This is a genomic window from Pseudomonas sp. ARP3 (assembly GCF_001029595.1).
Lineage (GTDB): Bacteria > Pseudomonadota > Gammaproteobacteria > Pseudomonadales > Pseudomonadaceae > Aquipseudomonas > Aquipseudomonas rhodesiae.
Genome location: NZ_LEKF01000002.1, coordinates 123,774 through 138,324, shown reverse-complemented (window position 1 = coordinate 138,324; position 14,551 = coordinate 123,774). Strand labels below are relative to the sequence as shown.

The 14,551-nt window shown below is 59.9% G+C and carries 12 protein-coding genes and 2 tRNA genes; 10 read left to right on the top strand and 4 right to left on the bottom strand.

Going from position 1 to position 14,551, the window contains the following annotated elements; genetic code table 11:
* Nucleotides 1-36: 36 nt before the first annotated feature.
* The 4 genes from ABX75_RS02495 to ABX75_RS02480 all read right to left on the bottom strand — a co-directional run bounded on the left by ABX75_RS02495 (nucleotide 37) and on the right by ABX75_RS02480 (nucleotide 3,115).
* Nucleotides 37-1,596 (bottom strand): iron ABC transporter permease, encoded by a 1,560-nt coding sequence (locus ABX75_RS02495; RefSeq protein WP_047881404.1) that lies wholly within the window; start codon nucleotides 1,594-1,596, stop codon nucleotides 37-39.
* Complete coding sequence (locus tag ABX75_RS02490; RefSeq protein ID WP_040265895.1) at nucleotides 1,596-2,621, bottom strand: extracellular solute-binding protein; 1,026 nt, start codon at nucleotides 2,619-2,621, stop codon at nucleotides 1,596-1,598. The genes ABX75_RS02495 and ABX75_RS02490 overlap by 1 nt, the downstream gene beginning before the upstream one ends.
* 144 nt (nucleotides 2,622-2,765) lie before the next feature.
* Nucleotides 2,766-2,852: transfer RNA gene (locus tag ABX75_RS02485), tRNA-Leu, on the bottom strand.
* Nucleotides 2,853-3,028: 176 nt separating this feature from the next.
* Nucleotides 3,029-3,115: transfer RNA gene (locus ABX75_RS02480), tRNA-Leu, on the bottom strand.
* Nucleotides 3,116-3,339: 224 nt separating this feature from the next.
* Between ABX75_RS02480 and rnr the strand changes: the two genes are divergently transcribed.
* From rnr to ABX75_RS02430, 10 genes are all read left to right on the top strand, one after another.
* Nucleotides 3,340-5,967, top strand: a complete 2,628-nt coding sequence (gene rnr / locus ABX75_RS02475; protein ID WP_047881403.1) for a ribonuclease R — start codon at nucleotides 3,340-3,342, stop codon at nucleotides 5,965-5,967.
* Nucleotides 5,964-6,728, top strand: a complete 765-nt coding sequence (rlmB, locus tag ABX75_RS02470) for a 23S rRNA (guanosine(2251)-2'-O)-methyltransferase RlmB (RefSeq protein ID WP_034095614.1) — start codon at nucleotides 5,964-5,966, stop codon at nucleotides 6,726-6,728. The genes rnr and rlmB overlap by 4 nt, the downstream gene beginning before the upstream one ends.
* Nucleotides 6,729-6,927: 199 nt before the next feature.
* Nucleotides 6,928-7,350, top strand: coding sequence for a 30S ribosomal protein S6 (gene rpsF, locus ABX75_RS02465; protein WP_003236224.1), 423 nt, complete (start codon nucleotides 6,928-6,930; stop codon nucleotides 7,348-7,350).
* Between the two features lie 28 nt (nucleotides 7,351-7,378).
* Nucleotides 7,379-7,609: a 30S ribosomal protein S18 gene (rpsR, locus tag ABX75_RS02460; RefSeq protein WP_002551829.1), complete on the top strand. Its 231-nt coding sequence runs from the start codon at nucleotides 7,379-7,381 to the stop codon at nucleotides 7,607-7,609.
* Between the two features lie 36 nt (nucleotides 7,610-7,645).
* Entirely contained in the window at nucleotides 7,646-8,539 is an 894-nt protein-coding gene (locus tag ABX75_RS02455) for a hypothetical protein (RefSeq protein WP_034095615.1), read from the top strand.
* A gap of 18 nt (nucleotides 8,540-8,557) precedes the next feature.
* A complete protein-coding gene (gene rplI, locus ABX75_RS02450; RefSeq protein WP_003171376.1) occupies nucleotides 8,558-9,004 on the top strand; it encodes a 50S ribosomal protein L9 in 447 nt (148 codons plus the stop codon).
* 111 nt (nucleotides 9,005-9,115) lie between these two features.
* Nucleotides 9,116-10,513 (top strand): replicative DNA helicase, encoded by a 1,398-nt coding sequence (dnaB, locus tag ABX75_RS02445; protein ID WP_034095616.1) that lies wholly within the window; start codon nucleotides 9,116-9,118, stop codon nucleotides 10,511-10,513.
* A gap of 97 nt (nucleotides 10,514-10,610) precedes the next feature.
* A complete protein-coding gene (locus ABX75_RS02440) occupies nucleotides 10,611-12,914 on the top strand; it encodes a YgiQ family radical SAM protein (RefSeq protein WP_047881402.1) in 2,304 nt (767 codons plus the stop codon).
* 208 nt (nucleotides 12,915-13,122) lie between these two features.
* Nucleotides 13,123-14,055 carry a hypothetical protein gene (locus ABX75_RS02435; RefSeq protein WP_034095618.1) on the top strand — a complete coding sequence of 311 codons (933 nt, stop codon included), beginning with the start codon at nucleotides 13,123-13,125 and terminating at the stop codon, nucleotides 14,053-14,055.
* A complete protein-coding gene (locus ABX75_RS02430; RefSeq protein ID WP_034111530.1) occupies nucleotides 14,052-14,501 on the top strand; it encodes a hypothetical protein in 450 nt (149 codons plus the stop codon). Before ABX75_RS02435 ends, ABX75_RS02430 begins: the two co-directional genes overlap by 4 nt.
* Nucleotides 14,502-14,551: the final 50 nt, after the last annotated feature.

Here is a 14,551-nt window from a genome sequence, read left to right as displayed (position 1 = left end):
TAACCTGTGGGAGGGGGCTTGCCCCCGATGACGCTTTCAGCGACTCAAATACATCCGCGTCGTGAGCAAATAGACCGGCAGCCCCGACACCACGATCAACAGCGCCGCATAAGGCGCCGCCGCCGCGAATTCCACATTTGAGGTATGCGCCCACACGGCTGTCGCCAACGTGTTCAACCCGGTCGGGCTGAGCAGCAGCGTCGCGGTCAGCTCCTTCATGGCATCGAGAAATACCAGTGCGAACGCTGCGCCCAATGCCGGAAAGATGATCGGCAGGGTCACCCGGCAAAACGCGCTGAATGACGATGCCCCCAGCGTGCGCGCGGCCTCTTCCAATTGCGGTGCCGCCTTGTTCAGCGCGGTGCGGATCGGCGCCTGGGCCAGTGGCAGGAACAGCAGCGCATACGCGATCAGCAGCAACGCCGAAGTCTGGTACAGCACCGGCACATAGTGCAGGGCGAAGTACACCAGCGTCAGCGCAATCACCAGCCCTGGCAGGGCGTGCAGCAAGTAGGGCAAGCGTTCCGCCCAGATCGCCAATTGGCCCTTGTAGCGCACCACCAGCAGGCCGACCGGCACCGCGAGCACCAGGCACAGCGCCGCACCGCCCAGCGACAGGGCCAAGGAGGAGAGCAGCGCCTCGCTGATTTCAGCCAGCGGAAACGCCGCCGACGAACCCACCGCCAACCAATAGCCGAGCATCCCCAGGGGAATGCCGCTGCCAATGATCGCCAGCGCCAGGCAATACACCTGGCCCAGCGGCGCCCACTTGCCCAGTTGGACCGGCTCGGCATGGCGCGCGGCGCCTTGGCCGATACGCACATGTCGACCTTTGCCACGCACGCGCAGCTCCAGCCACAGCAGGGTCAGGCACATCACCAGCAGCACCGCCGAGAGCATCGCCGCATTGGCATTGCTGAATTCCAGTTCGAATTGCTGATAGATCGCGGTGGTAAACGTCTGCAGGCCGATGATCGACAGCGCACCGAACTCCACCAGCATATGCAATGCGATCAACAGTGCCCCGGCCAGTAAGGATGGCCATAACAGCGGCAGCGTGACGCGCAGGAATATGCTCCAGCGATTCAGCCCCAGGGTGCGCGCCGATTCTTCCAGTGACGGGTCGAGGTTACGCAACGTTGCCGCCACCGGCAGAAACACCAATGGGTATTTGGACAGGCTCATCACCAGAATCGCCCCGCCCAGCCCTTCGAAGTCGGCGCTCAGCGACACCCAGGTGAAACTGCTGACAAACGCCGGTACGGCAAATGGCAGGCACAGGATCACGCCCCAGATGCGCCGCCCGCGCAGGTTGCTGCGTTCCAGCAGCCACGCCAGGGATAGGCCGATCACACCGCAGGTCACCGTTACACCGATCATCAGCGCCAAGGTGTTACGCAGCAATCCGAACACGTAAGGCCGCCACAGCAGATGCACCGCTTGCGCCCAGCCCGCCTCCCAGGCCTTCAGCCCCACATAGGCCAGCGGCAACAGGCTCAAGCCAACCAGCAATAGCACCGGCATTAGCAGCCAGATCGAAGGGCGCTTGCGTCGAGGGCTGAATCCCCCGCCCAGGGCGGGGATCGAGGGGTTCATCAGTTCAGGCCAACTTCACGTTCCAGCTCCAGGGCTTCTTCGGCGTTGCCCAGGTCGGCGGGGGTGACTTTCGGCGGTTGCAGTTCGTTGAACGGCTTAAGCCCGCGATTGGACTGCATACCTTTGCGCAATGGGTATTCCGCCGAGGTGTTGGTGATCACACGCTGGCCTTCTTCGCTGGCCATGAACGCCAGCAGTTGCTGGGCTTCCTTGGGATGCTTGCTCGACTTCAGCGCCGCAGCGGAGGACACGGTGATCAGGCCGCCGGCGTCGCCATCGGTGAAGTAATGCAGTTGGGAGTCGAGGTTGGTTTTTTCTTTCTTCAAGGCAAACCAGTAGTAGTTGTTCACCAGGACCGTGGCCACTTCGCCGTTTTCCACCGCCTTCAGTGCCACCATGTTGTTGCTGTACACCTTGCCGAACGCGCGCAGGCCGGTGAGCCATTCTTCGGCGGCTTCGCGGCCGTGCAGCTTGATGATTGCCACGGCTTGTTCCTGGAACGCACCGCTGGTGGGGACGAAGCCGACTTTGCCTTGCCACTCGGGGCCGGCGAAATCCAGCACCGACTTGGGCAGGTCTTTCTCGGCGATCAGCTTGGGGTTGAACGCCACGACGCGGGTGCGTGCGGTTACGCCCATCCAGTTGCCTTTGCTGCCCACGTAGTCCTTGGGCAAGACGTCCAGAGTGCTGGCGTCGATCTTGGCCAGCAGGCCTTGCTCGCCGAGCTTGTTCAGCGGTGGGGATTCTTCGGTGTAGATCACGTCGGCGGGAGAGCGCTCGCCCTCTTCCACGACCTGGCTGGCCAGCTGGTTGCTGCTGCCTTTGCGCACATTGACGTGGATGCCGGTCTTGGCTTCGAAGGCTTTGGCGAGTTCGTCGCCGACTTCTTTGTGTTGGCCGTTGTACAGGGTCAGGGAGACCTTGTCGGCGGAATAGGCGGTGGGGGAGAGCAGAGTCAGGCCGAGTAGAGTGATGGTCAGGCCACGCAGAAGGGATGTCTTGGGACGGGTATCGCGGATCATCATCCGGGGTTTTCCTCACTTGAGTGCAACAAATCATTGCAAGGATAAACGATAAAACTTCTCAAGTGCGGGTGAGGGGACAATTGCGGGAAAAGTTTTCAAACCCCGGAAACGAAAAAACCCGCTTTCGCGGGTTTGATCTGAATATGGTGCCCAGGAGAAGACTCGAACTTCCACGACCGTAAGGTCACCAGCACCTGAAGCTGGCGTGTCTACCAATTTCACCACCTGGGCATTCTCAGCAGCGTTACCGCCGTTGATGGGGCGAACTATACGGTGGGCTTTTTGATCTGTAAACCCCTGATTCAAAAATATAAATCAAGTTTTTCGTTAAAAATCAAAGGCCTGTAACGCAAAAACCCGCTTTCGCGGGTTCTTGTGGAACTCAAGGTTAACCTCAAGTTTTGAAATGGTGCCCAGAAGAAGACTCGAACTTCCACGGCCTTGCGGCCACCAGCACCTGAAGCTGGCGTGTCTACCAATTTCACCATCTGGGCAGTATCTTCAACGTTGCCGTCGTCGATGGCGCGCACTATACGGAGCGCTTTTTGAGCTGTAAACCCCCGCCATGAAAAAAGCCTGGAAAATTTCGCCAGTGGTCGTGCAAGGTGCCCGACGAGGGCTTTAAAGGGCGTTTAAACGCTTGTTGATGCCTGAAATTTCCCGTTTCAATACGCGTATGCCAAACTAACCCGCATATAGACAAGGTGAAAACTCTCTAATGGCCGATTGGCAGTCCCTCGATCCCGAGGCCGCTCGTGAAGCGGAAAAATATGAAAACCCTATTCCTAGCCGCGAACTGATCCTGGCGCATCTCGCCGATCGGGGTTCGCCTGCTAGCCGCGAGCAGTTGGTTGAAGAATTCGGTCTGACCACCGAAGACCAGCTCGAAGCCCTGCGCCGCCGCCTGCGCGCCATGGAGCGCGACGCTCAACTGATCTACACCCGCCGTGGCACCTACGCACCTGTGGACAAGCTCGACCTGATCCTCGGTCGCATCGCTGGCCACCGTGACGGCTTCGGCTTCCTGATCCCGGACGACGGCAGCGATGACCTGTTCATGAGCCCTGCGCAAATGCGTCTGGTGTTCGACGGCGACCGTGCCTTGGCACGCGTTTCCGGCCTGGACCGTCGCGGTCGTCGCGAAGGTGTGATTGTCGAAGTGGTATCCCGTGGTCACGAAACCATTGTCGGCCGGTACTTCGAAGAGGGCGGTATTGGTTTTGTCGTTCCGGACAACCCCAAGGTGCAGCAGGAAGTGCTGATCACCCCAGGCCGCAACGCCAACGCCAAGGTCGGTCAGTTCGTTGAGGTGAAAATCACCCACTGGCCAACCCCGCGCTTCCAGCCTCAGGGCGATGTGATCGAAGTGGTCGGCAACTACATGGCGCCAGGCATGGAAATCGATGTCGCGCTGCGTACCTACGATATTCCTCACGTCTGGCCCGAGGCCGTAGTGAAGGAAGCACGCAAGCTCAAGCCGGAAGTCGAAGAGAAGGACAAAGAGAAGCGCATCGACCTGCGCCATCTGCCGTTCGTGACTATTGACGGCGAAGATGCCCGCGACTTCGACGACGCGGTCTACTGCGAAGCCAAGCCGGGCAAGCTGCGCTTGTTCTCCGGCGGCTGGAAGTTGTACGTGGCGATCGCCGACGTTTCCAGTTACGTGAAGATCGGCTCGGCCCTGGATAACGAGGCCCAGGTGCGCGGTAACTCGGTTTACTTCCCTGAGCGCGTGATTCCGATGCTGCCTGAGGAGTTGTCCAACGGCCTGTGCTCGCTGAATCCGAAAGTCGACCGTTTGGCCATGGTGTGCGAGATGACTATCTCGAAAACCGGCGAAATGACCGACTATCAGTTCTACGAAGCCGTGATCCATTCCCAGGCTCGCCTGACCTACAACAAGGTCAGCACTATCCTGGAAACGCCGAAATCCAGCGAAGCCAAGGCCCTGCGTACCGAGTACGCGGGTGTAGTGCCGCACCTCAAGCAGCTGTATGCGCTGTACAAGGTGCTGCTGGGCGCGCGTCATGTGCGTGGCGCCATCGACTTTGAAACCCAGGAAACCCGGATTATTTTCGGTTCCGAGCGCAAGATTGCGGCGATCACACCCACGACCCGCAATGATGCCCACAAGCTGATCGAAGAGTGCATGCTGGCGGCCAACGTGGCCACGGCTGAGTTCCTCAAGAAGCATGAAATCCCTGCGCTGTACCGTGTGCATGACGGCCCGCCGCCGGAGCGTCTGGAGAAACTACGCGCATTCCTCGGCGAGCTTGGCCTTTCCCTGCACAAAGGCAAGGAAGGCCCGACGCCGAAGGATTATCAGGCACTGCTGGCGAGCATTAAGGATCGTCCGGATTACCATGTGATCCAGACCGTGATGCTGCGCTCCCTGAGCCAGGCGGTGTACAGCGCCGACAACCAAGGCCACTTCGGCCTGAATTACGAGGCGTACACCCACTTCACTTCGCCGATCCGTCGTTATCCGGACCTGCTCACGCACCGCGCGATCCGCAGTGTGATCCATTCCAAGATGAACACCCCGCACGTCAAGCGCGCCGGTGCCATGACCATTCCGAAGGCGCGGATCTATCCGTACGACGAAGCGGCCCTGGAACAGTTGGGCGAGCAGTGCTCCATGAGCGAGCGCCGCGCCGACGAAGCCACGCGCGATGTGGTGAACTGGCTCAAGTGTGAGTTCATGAAAGACCGCGTGGGCGAGTCCTTCCCGGGCGTGATCACTGCCGTAACCGGTTTTGGTCTGTTCGTCGAGCTGACCGATATCTACGTCGAGGGTCTGGTGCACGTCACCGCCTTGCCGGGCGACTACTACCACTTCGATCCTGTGCATCACCGTCTGGCGGGCGAGCGCACCGGTCGCAGCTTCCGTTTGGGCGATACGGTGGAAGTGCAGGTCATGCGCGTCGATCTCGACGAGCGCAAGATCGACTTCGGTATGCCTGATAAACCGGTCGAACCGACTGGCCGTAAAAAACGTGGCGGCGATACCGCTGCCCCAGCCAGCAAGGGCAAAGGGGCGGCTGCCAAGACGGCCGAACCTGAGCCGGCTAAAGCCGCTCGCCGTTCGTCCGCCAAAGACAAGGCTCCTGATGCCTATCGCCCAAGCGACGCGGCGGCGAAAAACGCCGAGCTGCGCAAGAGTCGCGAGTTGAAGCAGCAGTTGCTCAACGAAGCCAAAAGTGGTGGTAAAGCGGCGTCTGGGGGAAAGTCCCACGGCGCGGAAAAACCGTCGAGCAAACCGAGTAAACATCGTAAAGGCCCGCCGAAAGCGGGTTCGGCTCCCGCGAAAAGCGGCGGGTCGCGCAAACCTAAGGCCAAGTCATGAGTCTGGAAAAAATCTACGGCGTACACGCCGTAGAAGCCCTGCTGCGTCACCATCCCAAGCGCGTCAAGCAGGTATGGCTGGCGGAAGGTCGCAGCGAGCCGCGCGTGCAGGCGCTGGTCGAGTTGGCCAATGAAAACCGTGTCGCCATCGGCCAGGCCGAGCGCCGTGAGATGGACGCCTGGGTCGAAGGCGTTCATCAGGGTGTGGTTGCTGATGTCAGCCCAAGCCAGGTGTGGGGTGAGGCCATGCTCGATGAGCTGCTCGACCGTACCGAAGGCTCGCCGCTGTTGCTGGTGCTGGACGGCGTGACCGATCCGCACAACCTCGGCGCCTGTCTGCGTTCAGCGGATGCTGCCGGCGCGCTGGCGGTGATTGTGCCTAAAGACAAGTCCGCCACCTTGACGCCGGTAGTACGTAAAGTCGCCTGCGGCGCGGCGGAAGTGATTCCGCTGGTGGCCGTGACCAACCTGGCGCGCACCCTGGAGAAACTCCAGCAACGCGGTTTGTGGGTCGTGGGCACGGCGGGCGAGGCCGAGGTCAGCATTTATGACCAGGACCTCACCGGCCCGACCATTCTGATCATGGGCGCCGAAGGCAAAGGCATGCGCCGCCTGACCCGCGAGCACTGCGATTACTTGGTGCATTTGCCGATGGCCGGTAGCGTCAGCAGTCTCAACGTTTCGGTCGCGACCGGCGTGTGCTTGTTTGAAGCCCAGCGTCAGCGTGGGGCCAAAAAGGCGGGCGCTTCGCGCAAGTCGTAAGCTCAAGCTGCAAGTTAACAGCGCGGTGGTTGACCACTTGTAGCTTGTAGCTTGCAGCTTCCCCCCTGCTCCTCTACTATTGCGCCCCTTGCCTTCCTGGCAGGCACCGATGTGCCTCCCTGCGGCAAGATCCATAAGTGTCATTCACTCCTTGTCTGACCGTTTTTGAGCGGCAGGCTACAACCCGTAAGGAGCATTCATGCGTCATTACGAAATCATCTTTTTGGTCCACCCGGATCAAAGCGAGCAAGTCGGCGGCATGGTTGAGCGTTACACCAAGCTGATCGAAGAAGACGGCGGCAAAATCCACCGTCTGGAAGATTGGGGCCGTCGTCAACTGGCCTACGCAATCAACAATGTTCACAAGGCTCACTACGTGATGCTGAACGTTGAGTGCACTGGCAAGGCCCTGGCCGAGCTGGAAGACAACTTCCGCTACAACGATGCAGTGATCCGTAACCTGGTCATCCGTCGCGAAGAAGCCGTTACCGGCCAATCCGAGATGCTCAAGGCTGAAGAAAACCGCAGTGAGCGCCGTGAGCGTCGCGACCGTCCTGAGCACGAAGGCGCTGATAGCGCTGACAGTGATGACAGCGACAACAGCGATAACGCTGACGAGTAATCCACGGACCTTTTAAGGAGCCTATCAAATGGCACGTTTCTTCCGTCGTCGTAAATTCTGCCGCTTCACCGCTGAAGACGTGAAAGAGATCGATTACAAAGATCTCAACACTCTGAAAGCCTACGTATCCGAGACCGGCAAAATCGTTCCAAGCCGTATCACCGGTACCAAAGCACGTTATCAGCGTCAGCTGGCCACCGCTATCAAGCGCGCCCGCTTCCTGGCCCTGCTGGCCTACACCGACAGCCACGGCCGCTGAGACCGGGCAGTCGACAAGTAGTAAGGGATTGAATGCATGCGCGCCTTAGCTGAGTTCATCATGCGCGGTCGTATGCAGGCCACTCTGGTAGTGGCTGGCTGTGCGGCGTTGCCGTTGCTTTATTGGTTGGGTGCTGCCGCGGGTTGCCTTGTGCTGCTGCGGCGCGGTTTGAAGGACGCCGTTGGCGTTCTTGCCCTGGGTTTGTTGCCGGCCTTGATCTGGTGGCTGCAAATGGGTGATCCACGGGTACTTCTGGTACTGCTGGGGTCATCGAGCCTTGCGTTGGTTTTGCGCGCAAGCGAGTCCTGGGTCCGCACGCTGCTGGTCAGCGTGGCATTGGGGTTGGTGTACTCAGTGATGCTTGGCGCGGCTTTCCGCCCGCAAATCGAGGCGCTGGCGCAGGAAATCGTCAAGATCCTGCCGCTGGCCCTCGGGGATCTCTACCAGCAATTGTCGGTAGATGAGCGAGCGCGGTTTGCGTCACTGATTGCCCCGGTCCTGACCGGCCTGATTGCGGCATTGTTGCAGGTCGTCAGCGTGCTGAGCCTGATTCTTGGGCGTTATTGGCAGGCGTTGTTGTACAACCCGGGTGGTTTTGGTCGCGAGTTTCGCAGTATCAGAATCCCCGCGGGACCGGCGATGTTGCTGCTGGCGTGCATGGTTGTCGGACCGAACTTCGGTCCACAGATGGCCTTGTTGGCGCCGATTTGCAGTGTACCGCTGGTGTTTGCCGGGCTGGCCCTGATCCATGGGCTCGCCGCGCAGAAGCGCCTGGCCAAGTTTTGGCTGGTGGGGTTGTACGTGACGCTGTTGCTGTTCATGCAGCTGATCTATCCGTTACTCGTGGTTCTGGCCATTGTCGACGGCCTGATTGATTTTCGCGGTCGTCTGGCGCCGAAAGACGCCGATAACGCGAACGGTGAAGGTTAAAAGTTAGAGGATTTTCACATGCAACTGATCCTTCTGGAAAAAGTCGCCAACCTGGGCAACCTGGGCGACAAAGTGAACGTTAAGGCCGGCTACGGTCGTAACTACCTGCTGCCATACGGCAAAGCCACCGCTGCAACCGCTGCCAACCTGGCTGCGTTTGAAGAGCGTCGCGCTGAGCTGGAAAAAGCCGCAGCAGACAAAAAAGCATCGGCCGAAACTCGCGCTGCCCAACTGGCTGAGCTGGAAGTGACTATCACTGCCACCGCCGGTGACGAAGGCAAGCTGTTCGGTTCGATCGGCACCCACGACATCGCTGATGCACTGACCGCCTCCGGCGTTGAAGTGCAGAAGAGCGAAGTTCGTCTGCCGAACGGCACCATCCGCAACGTAGGCGAATTCGACGTAGCCGTGCACCTGCACGCCGAAGTTGAAGCCACCGTACGCGTTGTTGTGGTAGCTGCTTAAGGCTGTACCTAACTTACTGGCACCTCGCGTGTCAGCCAGTTAACATCGGGCACGATCCTGTTTACAGGTCGTGCCTTTTGTTTTTCTACACACCCCAAATTCCAAGTGGCCATGAACGATATTTCCGCTCCTGAGCAATACGATCTGCAAACCGCTGCCCTGAAGGTGCCGCCGCATTCCATCGAGGCCGAACAGGCCGTGCTCGGTGGCTTGATGCTGGACAACAACGCCTGGGAACGCGTGCTGGATCAAGTCTCGGACGGGGACTTCTATCGTCATGACCATCGCCTGATTTTCCGCGCCATCGCCAAGCTGGCCGACCAGAACTCCCCGATCGACGTGGTGACCCTGGCCGAGCAGCTCGATAAAGAAGGCCAGACCTCCCAGGTCGGCGGCCTTGGTTACCTGGGCGAGTTGGCGAAAAACACGCCGTCCGTCGCCAACATCAAGGCCTATGCCCAGATCGTGCGTCAGCGCGCCACGCTGCGTCAGTTGATCGGCATCAGCACTGAAATCGCCGACAGTGCCTTCAACCCCGAAGGCCGCACCGCTGAAGAAATCCTCGATGAAGCCGAGCGCCAGATCTTCCAGATCGCCGAAGCCCGGCCGAAAACCGGCGGCCCGGTAGGCGTCAACGAGCTGTTAACCAAGGCCATTGACCGGATCGACACCTTGTTCAACACCGACGCCGCCATCACCGGCATTTCCACCGGCTACACCGACCTCGACGAGAAGACCAGCGGCCTGCAACCGGCCGACTTGATCATCGTGGCCGGCCGTCCGTCGATGGGTAAAACCACCTTCGCGATGAACCTGGTGGAAAACGCCGTGTTGCGCAGCGACAAGACCGTTCTGGTGTACTCCCTAGAGATGCCAGGCGAATCGCTGATCATGCGTATGCTGTCGTCCCTGGGCCGCATCGACCAGACCAAAGTGCGTTCCGGTCAGTTGGAAGACGACGACTGGCCGCGCCTGACCTCGGCGGTCAACCTGCTCAACGACCGCAAGTTGTTTATTGATGACACGGCGGGCATCAGCCCTTCGGAGATGCGTGCGCGTACCCGTCGTTTGGTGCGTGAGCACGGCGACATCGCCTTGATCATGATCGACTACCTGCAGCTGATGCAGATCCCGGGCTCCAGCGGCGATAACCGCACCAACGAAATTTCCGAGATCTCCCGTTCCTTGAAAGCCTTGGCCAAGGAATTCAACTGCCCGGTGGTGGCACTGTCCCAGCTCAACCGTTCCTTGGAACAGCGCCCCAATAAACGCCCGGTGAACTCCGACTTGCGGGAATCGGGTGCGATCGAGCAGGACGCCGACGTGATCATGTTCGTATACCGCGACGAGGTGTATCACCCGGAGACCGAGCATAAAGGCATCGCCGAGATCATCATCGGCAAGCAGCGGAACGGGCCGATCGGCTTTATCCGCCTGGCGTTTATCGGTAAGTACACGCGCTTCGAAAACCTGGCGCCGGGCAGCTACAACTTCGACGACGACGAATAAAGCCTTCTGCTCAATTCCGACCATTACCGTCGGAATTGGTCATATTTTGTGCTATATTCCGCGCCCGCGATTTTTCATCTCAACACCGGTCACCGTCATGCAAACAGCCAAGCCGTTATTTGACTATCCCAAGTACTGGGCCGAATGTTTCGGCCCTGCGCCATTCCTGCCGATGAGCAGGGAGGAGATGGATCAGCTTGGCTGGGATTCCTGCGACATCATCATCGTCACCGGTGATGCGTACGTTGACCATCCGTCGTTCGGCATGGCGATCATCGGCCGGCTGCTGGAGTCTCAGGGCTTCCGCGTCGGGATCATTGCCCAACCGAACTGGCAGTCCAAAGACGACTTCATGAAGCTCGGCGAGCCGAACCTGTTCTTCGGCGTCGCGGCCGGCAACATGGACTCCATGATCAACCGTTACACCGCCGACAAGAAAATCCGCTCCGACGACGCCTACACCCCTGGCGGCATGGCCGGCAAACGCCCGGACCGCGCCAGCCTGGTGTACAGCCAGCGTTGCAAGGAAGCCTACAAAAATGTGCCGATCGTGCTCGGCGGCATCGAAGCTTCCCTGCGCCGCATCGCCCACTACGACTACTGGCAGGATCGCGTGCGCAACTCGATCCTGATCGACGCCACCGCCGATATCCTGCTGTACGGTAACGCCGAGCGGGCCATCGTCGAGGTGGCCCAGCGCCTGTCCTGGGGCCACAAGATCGAAGACATCACCGATGTGCGCGGCACCGCGTTTATCCGCCGTGACACGCCTGCGGGCTGGTACGAAGTGGACTCCACCCGCATCGACCGTCCGGGCAAGATCGACAAGATCATCAACCCGTATGTGAACACCCAGGACACCCAGGCCTGCGCCATCGAGCAGGAGAAAGGCCCGGTCGACGACCCGGAAGAAGCCAAGGTCGTGCAGATCCTCGCCAGCCCCAAGATGACCCGCGACAAAACCGTGATCCGCCTGCCGTCGGTGGAAAAAGTGCGCAATGACGCGGTGCTCTATGCCCACGCCAACCGCGTGCTGCACCTGGAAACCAACCCGGGCAACGCCCGCGCCCTGGTGCAAAAGCACGGTGAAGTGGACGTGTGGTTCAACCCGCCGCCCATCCCGATGACCACCGAAGAAATGGACTACGTGTTCGGCATGCCTTACGCACGCGTCCCGCACCCGGCGTACGGCAAGGAGAAGATCCCGGCCTACGACATGATCCGCTTCTCGGTGAACATCATGCGTGGCTGCTTCGGTGGTTGCACCTTCTGCTCGATCACCGAGCACGAAGGCCGCATCATCCAGAACCGTTCCGAAGAGTCGATCATTCGCGAGATCGAAGAGATCCGCGACAAAGTCCCAGGCTTCACCGGGGTGATCTCCGACCTCGGCGGCCCGACCGCGAACATGTACCGCATCGCCTGCAAGAGCCCGGAAATCGAATCCGCGTGCCGCAAGCCATCGTGCGTGTTCCCTGGCATCTGCCCGAACCTGAACACCGACCATTCGTCGCTGATTCAGCTGTACCGCAGCGCCCGTGCATTGCCGGGAGTGAAGAAGATCCTGATCGCCTCCGGTCTGCGCTACGACCTCGCCGTGGAGTCGCCGGAGTACGTGAAAGAGTTGGTGACTCACCACGTTGGTGGTTACCTGAAGATCGCCCCGGAACATACCGAGGAAGGTCCGCTCAACCAGATGATGAAACCGGGCATCGGCAGCTATGACAAGTTCAAGCGCATGTTCGAGAAGTACACCAAGGAAGCGGGCAAGGAGCAGTACCTGATCCCGTACTTCATCGCCGCTCACCCCGGTACCACCGATGAAGACATGATGAACCTGGCGCTGTGGCTCAAGGGCAACGGTTTCCGCGCCGACCAGGTGCAGGCGTTCTACCCGTCGCCGATGGCCACCGCCACCGCGATGTATCACTCGGGCAAGAACCCGCTGCGCAAGGTCACTTACAAGAGTGACGCAGTAACTATCGTCAAGAGCGAGGAGCAGCGCCGTCTGCACAAGGCTTTCCTGCGCTACCACGACCCGAAAGGCTGGCCGATGCTGCGCGAAGCGCTGACCCGCATGGGCCGCGCCGACCTGATCGGGCCGGGCAAGGACCAACTGATCCCGCTGCATCAGCCGAGCACCGACAGCTACCAGAGCGCCCGTCGCAAGAACTCGACGCCGGCCGGTAGCCACAAGGTCGCCAAGCAGACCACCACCAAGATCCTCACCCAGCACACCGGCCTGCCACCCCGTGGCAGCGACGGCAGCAACCCGTGGGACAAGCGTGAACAAGCCAAGGCCGCAGCCCAGGCGCGTAACAAGCAGGCCGCTAAGGAACGTAGCGATGCGGCCAAGGGCAAGGGCGGCAAGCCAGCCCGCAAGCCTGTGGTGCCGCGTTGATCGTCGCTTGAAAATGCAAAACGCCAGCCTTGTGCTGGCGTTTTGCTTTCTGGTCGGGGGTGAGGCTGTTTGGTAAGGTGGCGCCCATTGAAGCGCTATCGGGGGCAAGCCCTCTCCCACGCTTGACCGCATTCACGCTCCAATTGTGGGAGGGGGCTTGCCCCCGATAGCGTCAGTCCAGTCTCCACCCTTCAAGGAAGAACTCCTCATGGGCAACCCTCTGGCCGGCATCGGTATGGACTCCAACCGCTCCCAGTTCATGGCGCGCCAGCGCATCGAAAGTCAGATCAATTTGCCGCGCTTATTCGCCGCCATTGACGCCGACCCCGGCATCGTCGGCGCAGGCGTGGTGTATATCGACGCCGACTTCAACGTCGTCACCCTGCGCGAATTCAAGCCCATTTGCAGTATCAAGCCCAAGCGCATCATTTTGCGTGAAGCGCAGAAGTACATTTCGCCTGCCCAGTTTGTGGAGCAGGTGAAGACCGACCCCCGTGAAGGTCGCCTGCAGAAGGAGGCGTTTGATATGGGGCTTTCCTGCGGCGCGGCGGTGATTGGCTGGATTGTGGTGTTCAGCGGCAGTGTCGCTGTACCGTTCACCGCCGGCGCCAGTGCTTTTGTGGTGGGCATTGGCGTCACGGCGGCATTGGCCAGCAGCGCGCAATGCGGTTTTGGCGTGGCGCGTACTTACAACGAAGTGCTTGACCCTGAAGCCAACGACCGCATGGACGACGCGGAATGGTATGGCGCCGTTTCCCCAGTTCTCGATGCCGCCTCGCTGGTGGGCATCGGCACGGGCGCCTTGACCACGTTCCGGCTGCTCAAGGCCAAAAAAGCTGCCGCATTAGGCAAGAGTTGGTACGAGTTGCTCAAAGGTCTGACGCGCCAGGAGCGTAAGAAGTTGACCAAGGAGTTGCTCAGCCTGAGAGACCCGAGCCTGACCCCCAAATTGATCAAATTGCAGCAGCGTGCCGGCAAACTGACCAAAAGCTACAGCTCGACGCAAATCCGTCATGCCACGCTGACGCAAATCAAGGATGCATTGGGGGGCCTGTTGGGGATCTGGGGCAGCTATCGAACCGGCCATGTGGGCACGGCTGAAACCATTGCGATCGGTCTGTTCGAGGATTTGACGGAATGAAGGGCTTTCCCGACATGGGCAGCTTCCTGGCGCGCTATTTTCCCGTATTCATGGGTACCGTGTTCATGGCGATCTTTTCTGGCTCGGCCGCAGTGTCCATGGCGGGCGTGACGTACCTGCGCGGAGTTGATCCCGCGCTCAAGTCCAGCTATTCAGGGGCTGCGATCCTGGTATTGGTGGCGGTGCTAGTGTTTGGCAACGTGATGATCGCTCGAGGCTATCCCTGGGCGACCAGGCTGGTGGCAGGCTACCTGGTGTGCTGCCTGTTGTTCGTCGTGCCGATGATTCAATACGACCTTCACTTGCTGGTATACGGCTCGGCGTTGTTGTTTCCGTTGCTGGGGTTGCTATTGCTCAACAGCAAGCGCCACCGCGAAATGCGCCACAGACTCCTCGAAATACGTCGTCTGCGCCATGCCGTCGTTGCGCAGCGAAAAGCCCGTTGATTGGCTGGATTTGCTCTTCATTCGCCTACTCGCGTCACAAATAGGTGCAA

Bases quoted from the DNA above. Each gene is read 5' to 3' on its own strand.
- ABX75_RS02495 (WP_047881404.1), bottom strand. From the start codon at position 1,596: ATGAACCCCTCGATCCCCGCCCTGGGCGGGGGATTCAGCCCTCGACGC.
- ABX75_RS02490 (WP_040265895.1), bottom strand. From the start codon at position 2,621: ATGATGATCCGCGATACCCGTCCCAAGACATCCCTTCTGCGTGGCCTG.
- rnr (WP_047881403.1), top strand. From the start codon at position 3,340: ATGGCCGATTGGCAGTCCCTCGATCCCGAGGCCGCTCGTGAAGCGGAA.
- rlmB (WP_034095614.1), top strand. From the start codon at position 5,964: ATGAGTCTGGAAAAAATCTACGGCGTACACGCCGTAGAAGCCCTGCTG.
- rpsF (WP_003236224.1), top strand. From the start codon at position 6,928: ATGCGTCATTACGAAATCATCTTTTTGGTCCACCCGGATCAAAGCGAG.
- rpsR (WP_002551829.1), top strand. From the start codon at position 7,379: ATGGCACGTTTCTTCCGTCGTCGTAAATTCTGCCGCTTCACCGCTGAA.
- ABX75_RS02455 (WP_034095615.1), top strand. From the start codon at position 7,646: ATGCGCGCCTTAGCTGAGTTCATCATGCGCGGTCGTATGCAGGCCACT.
- rplI (WP_003171376.1), top strand. From the start codon at position 8,558: ATGCAACTGATCCTTCTGGAAAAAGTCGCCAACCTGGGCAACCTGGGC.
- dnaB (WP_034095616.1), top strand. From the start codon at position 9,116: ATGAACGATATTTCCGCTCCTGAGCAATACGATCTGCAAACCGCTGCC.
- ABX75_RS02440 (WP_047881402.1), top strand. From the start codon at position 10,611: ATGCAAACAGCCAAGCCGTTATTTGACTATCCCAAGTACTGGGCCGAA.
- ABX75_RS02435 (WP_034095618.1), top strand. From the start codon at position 13,123: ATGGGCAACCCTCTGGCCGGCATCGGTATGGACTCCAACCGCTCCCAG.
- ABX75_RS02430 (WP_034111530.1), top strand. From the start codon at position 14,052: ATGAAGGGCTTTCCCGACATGGGCAGCTTCCTGGCGCGCTATTTTCCC.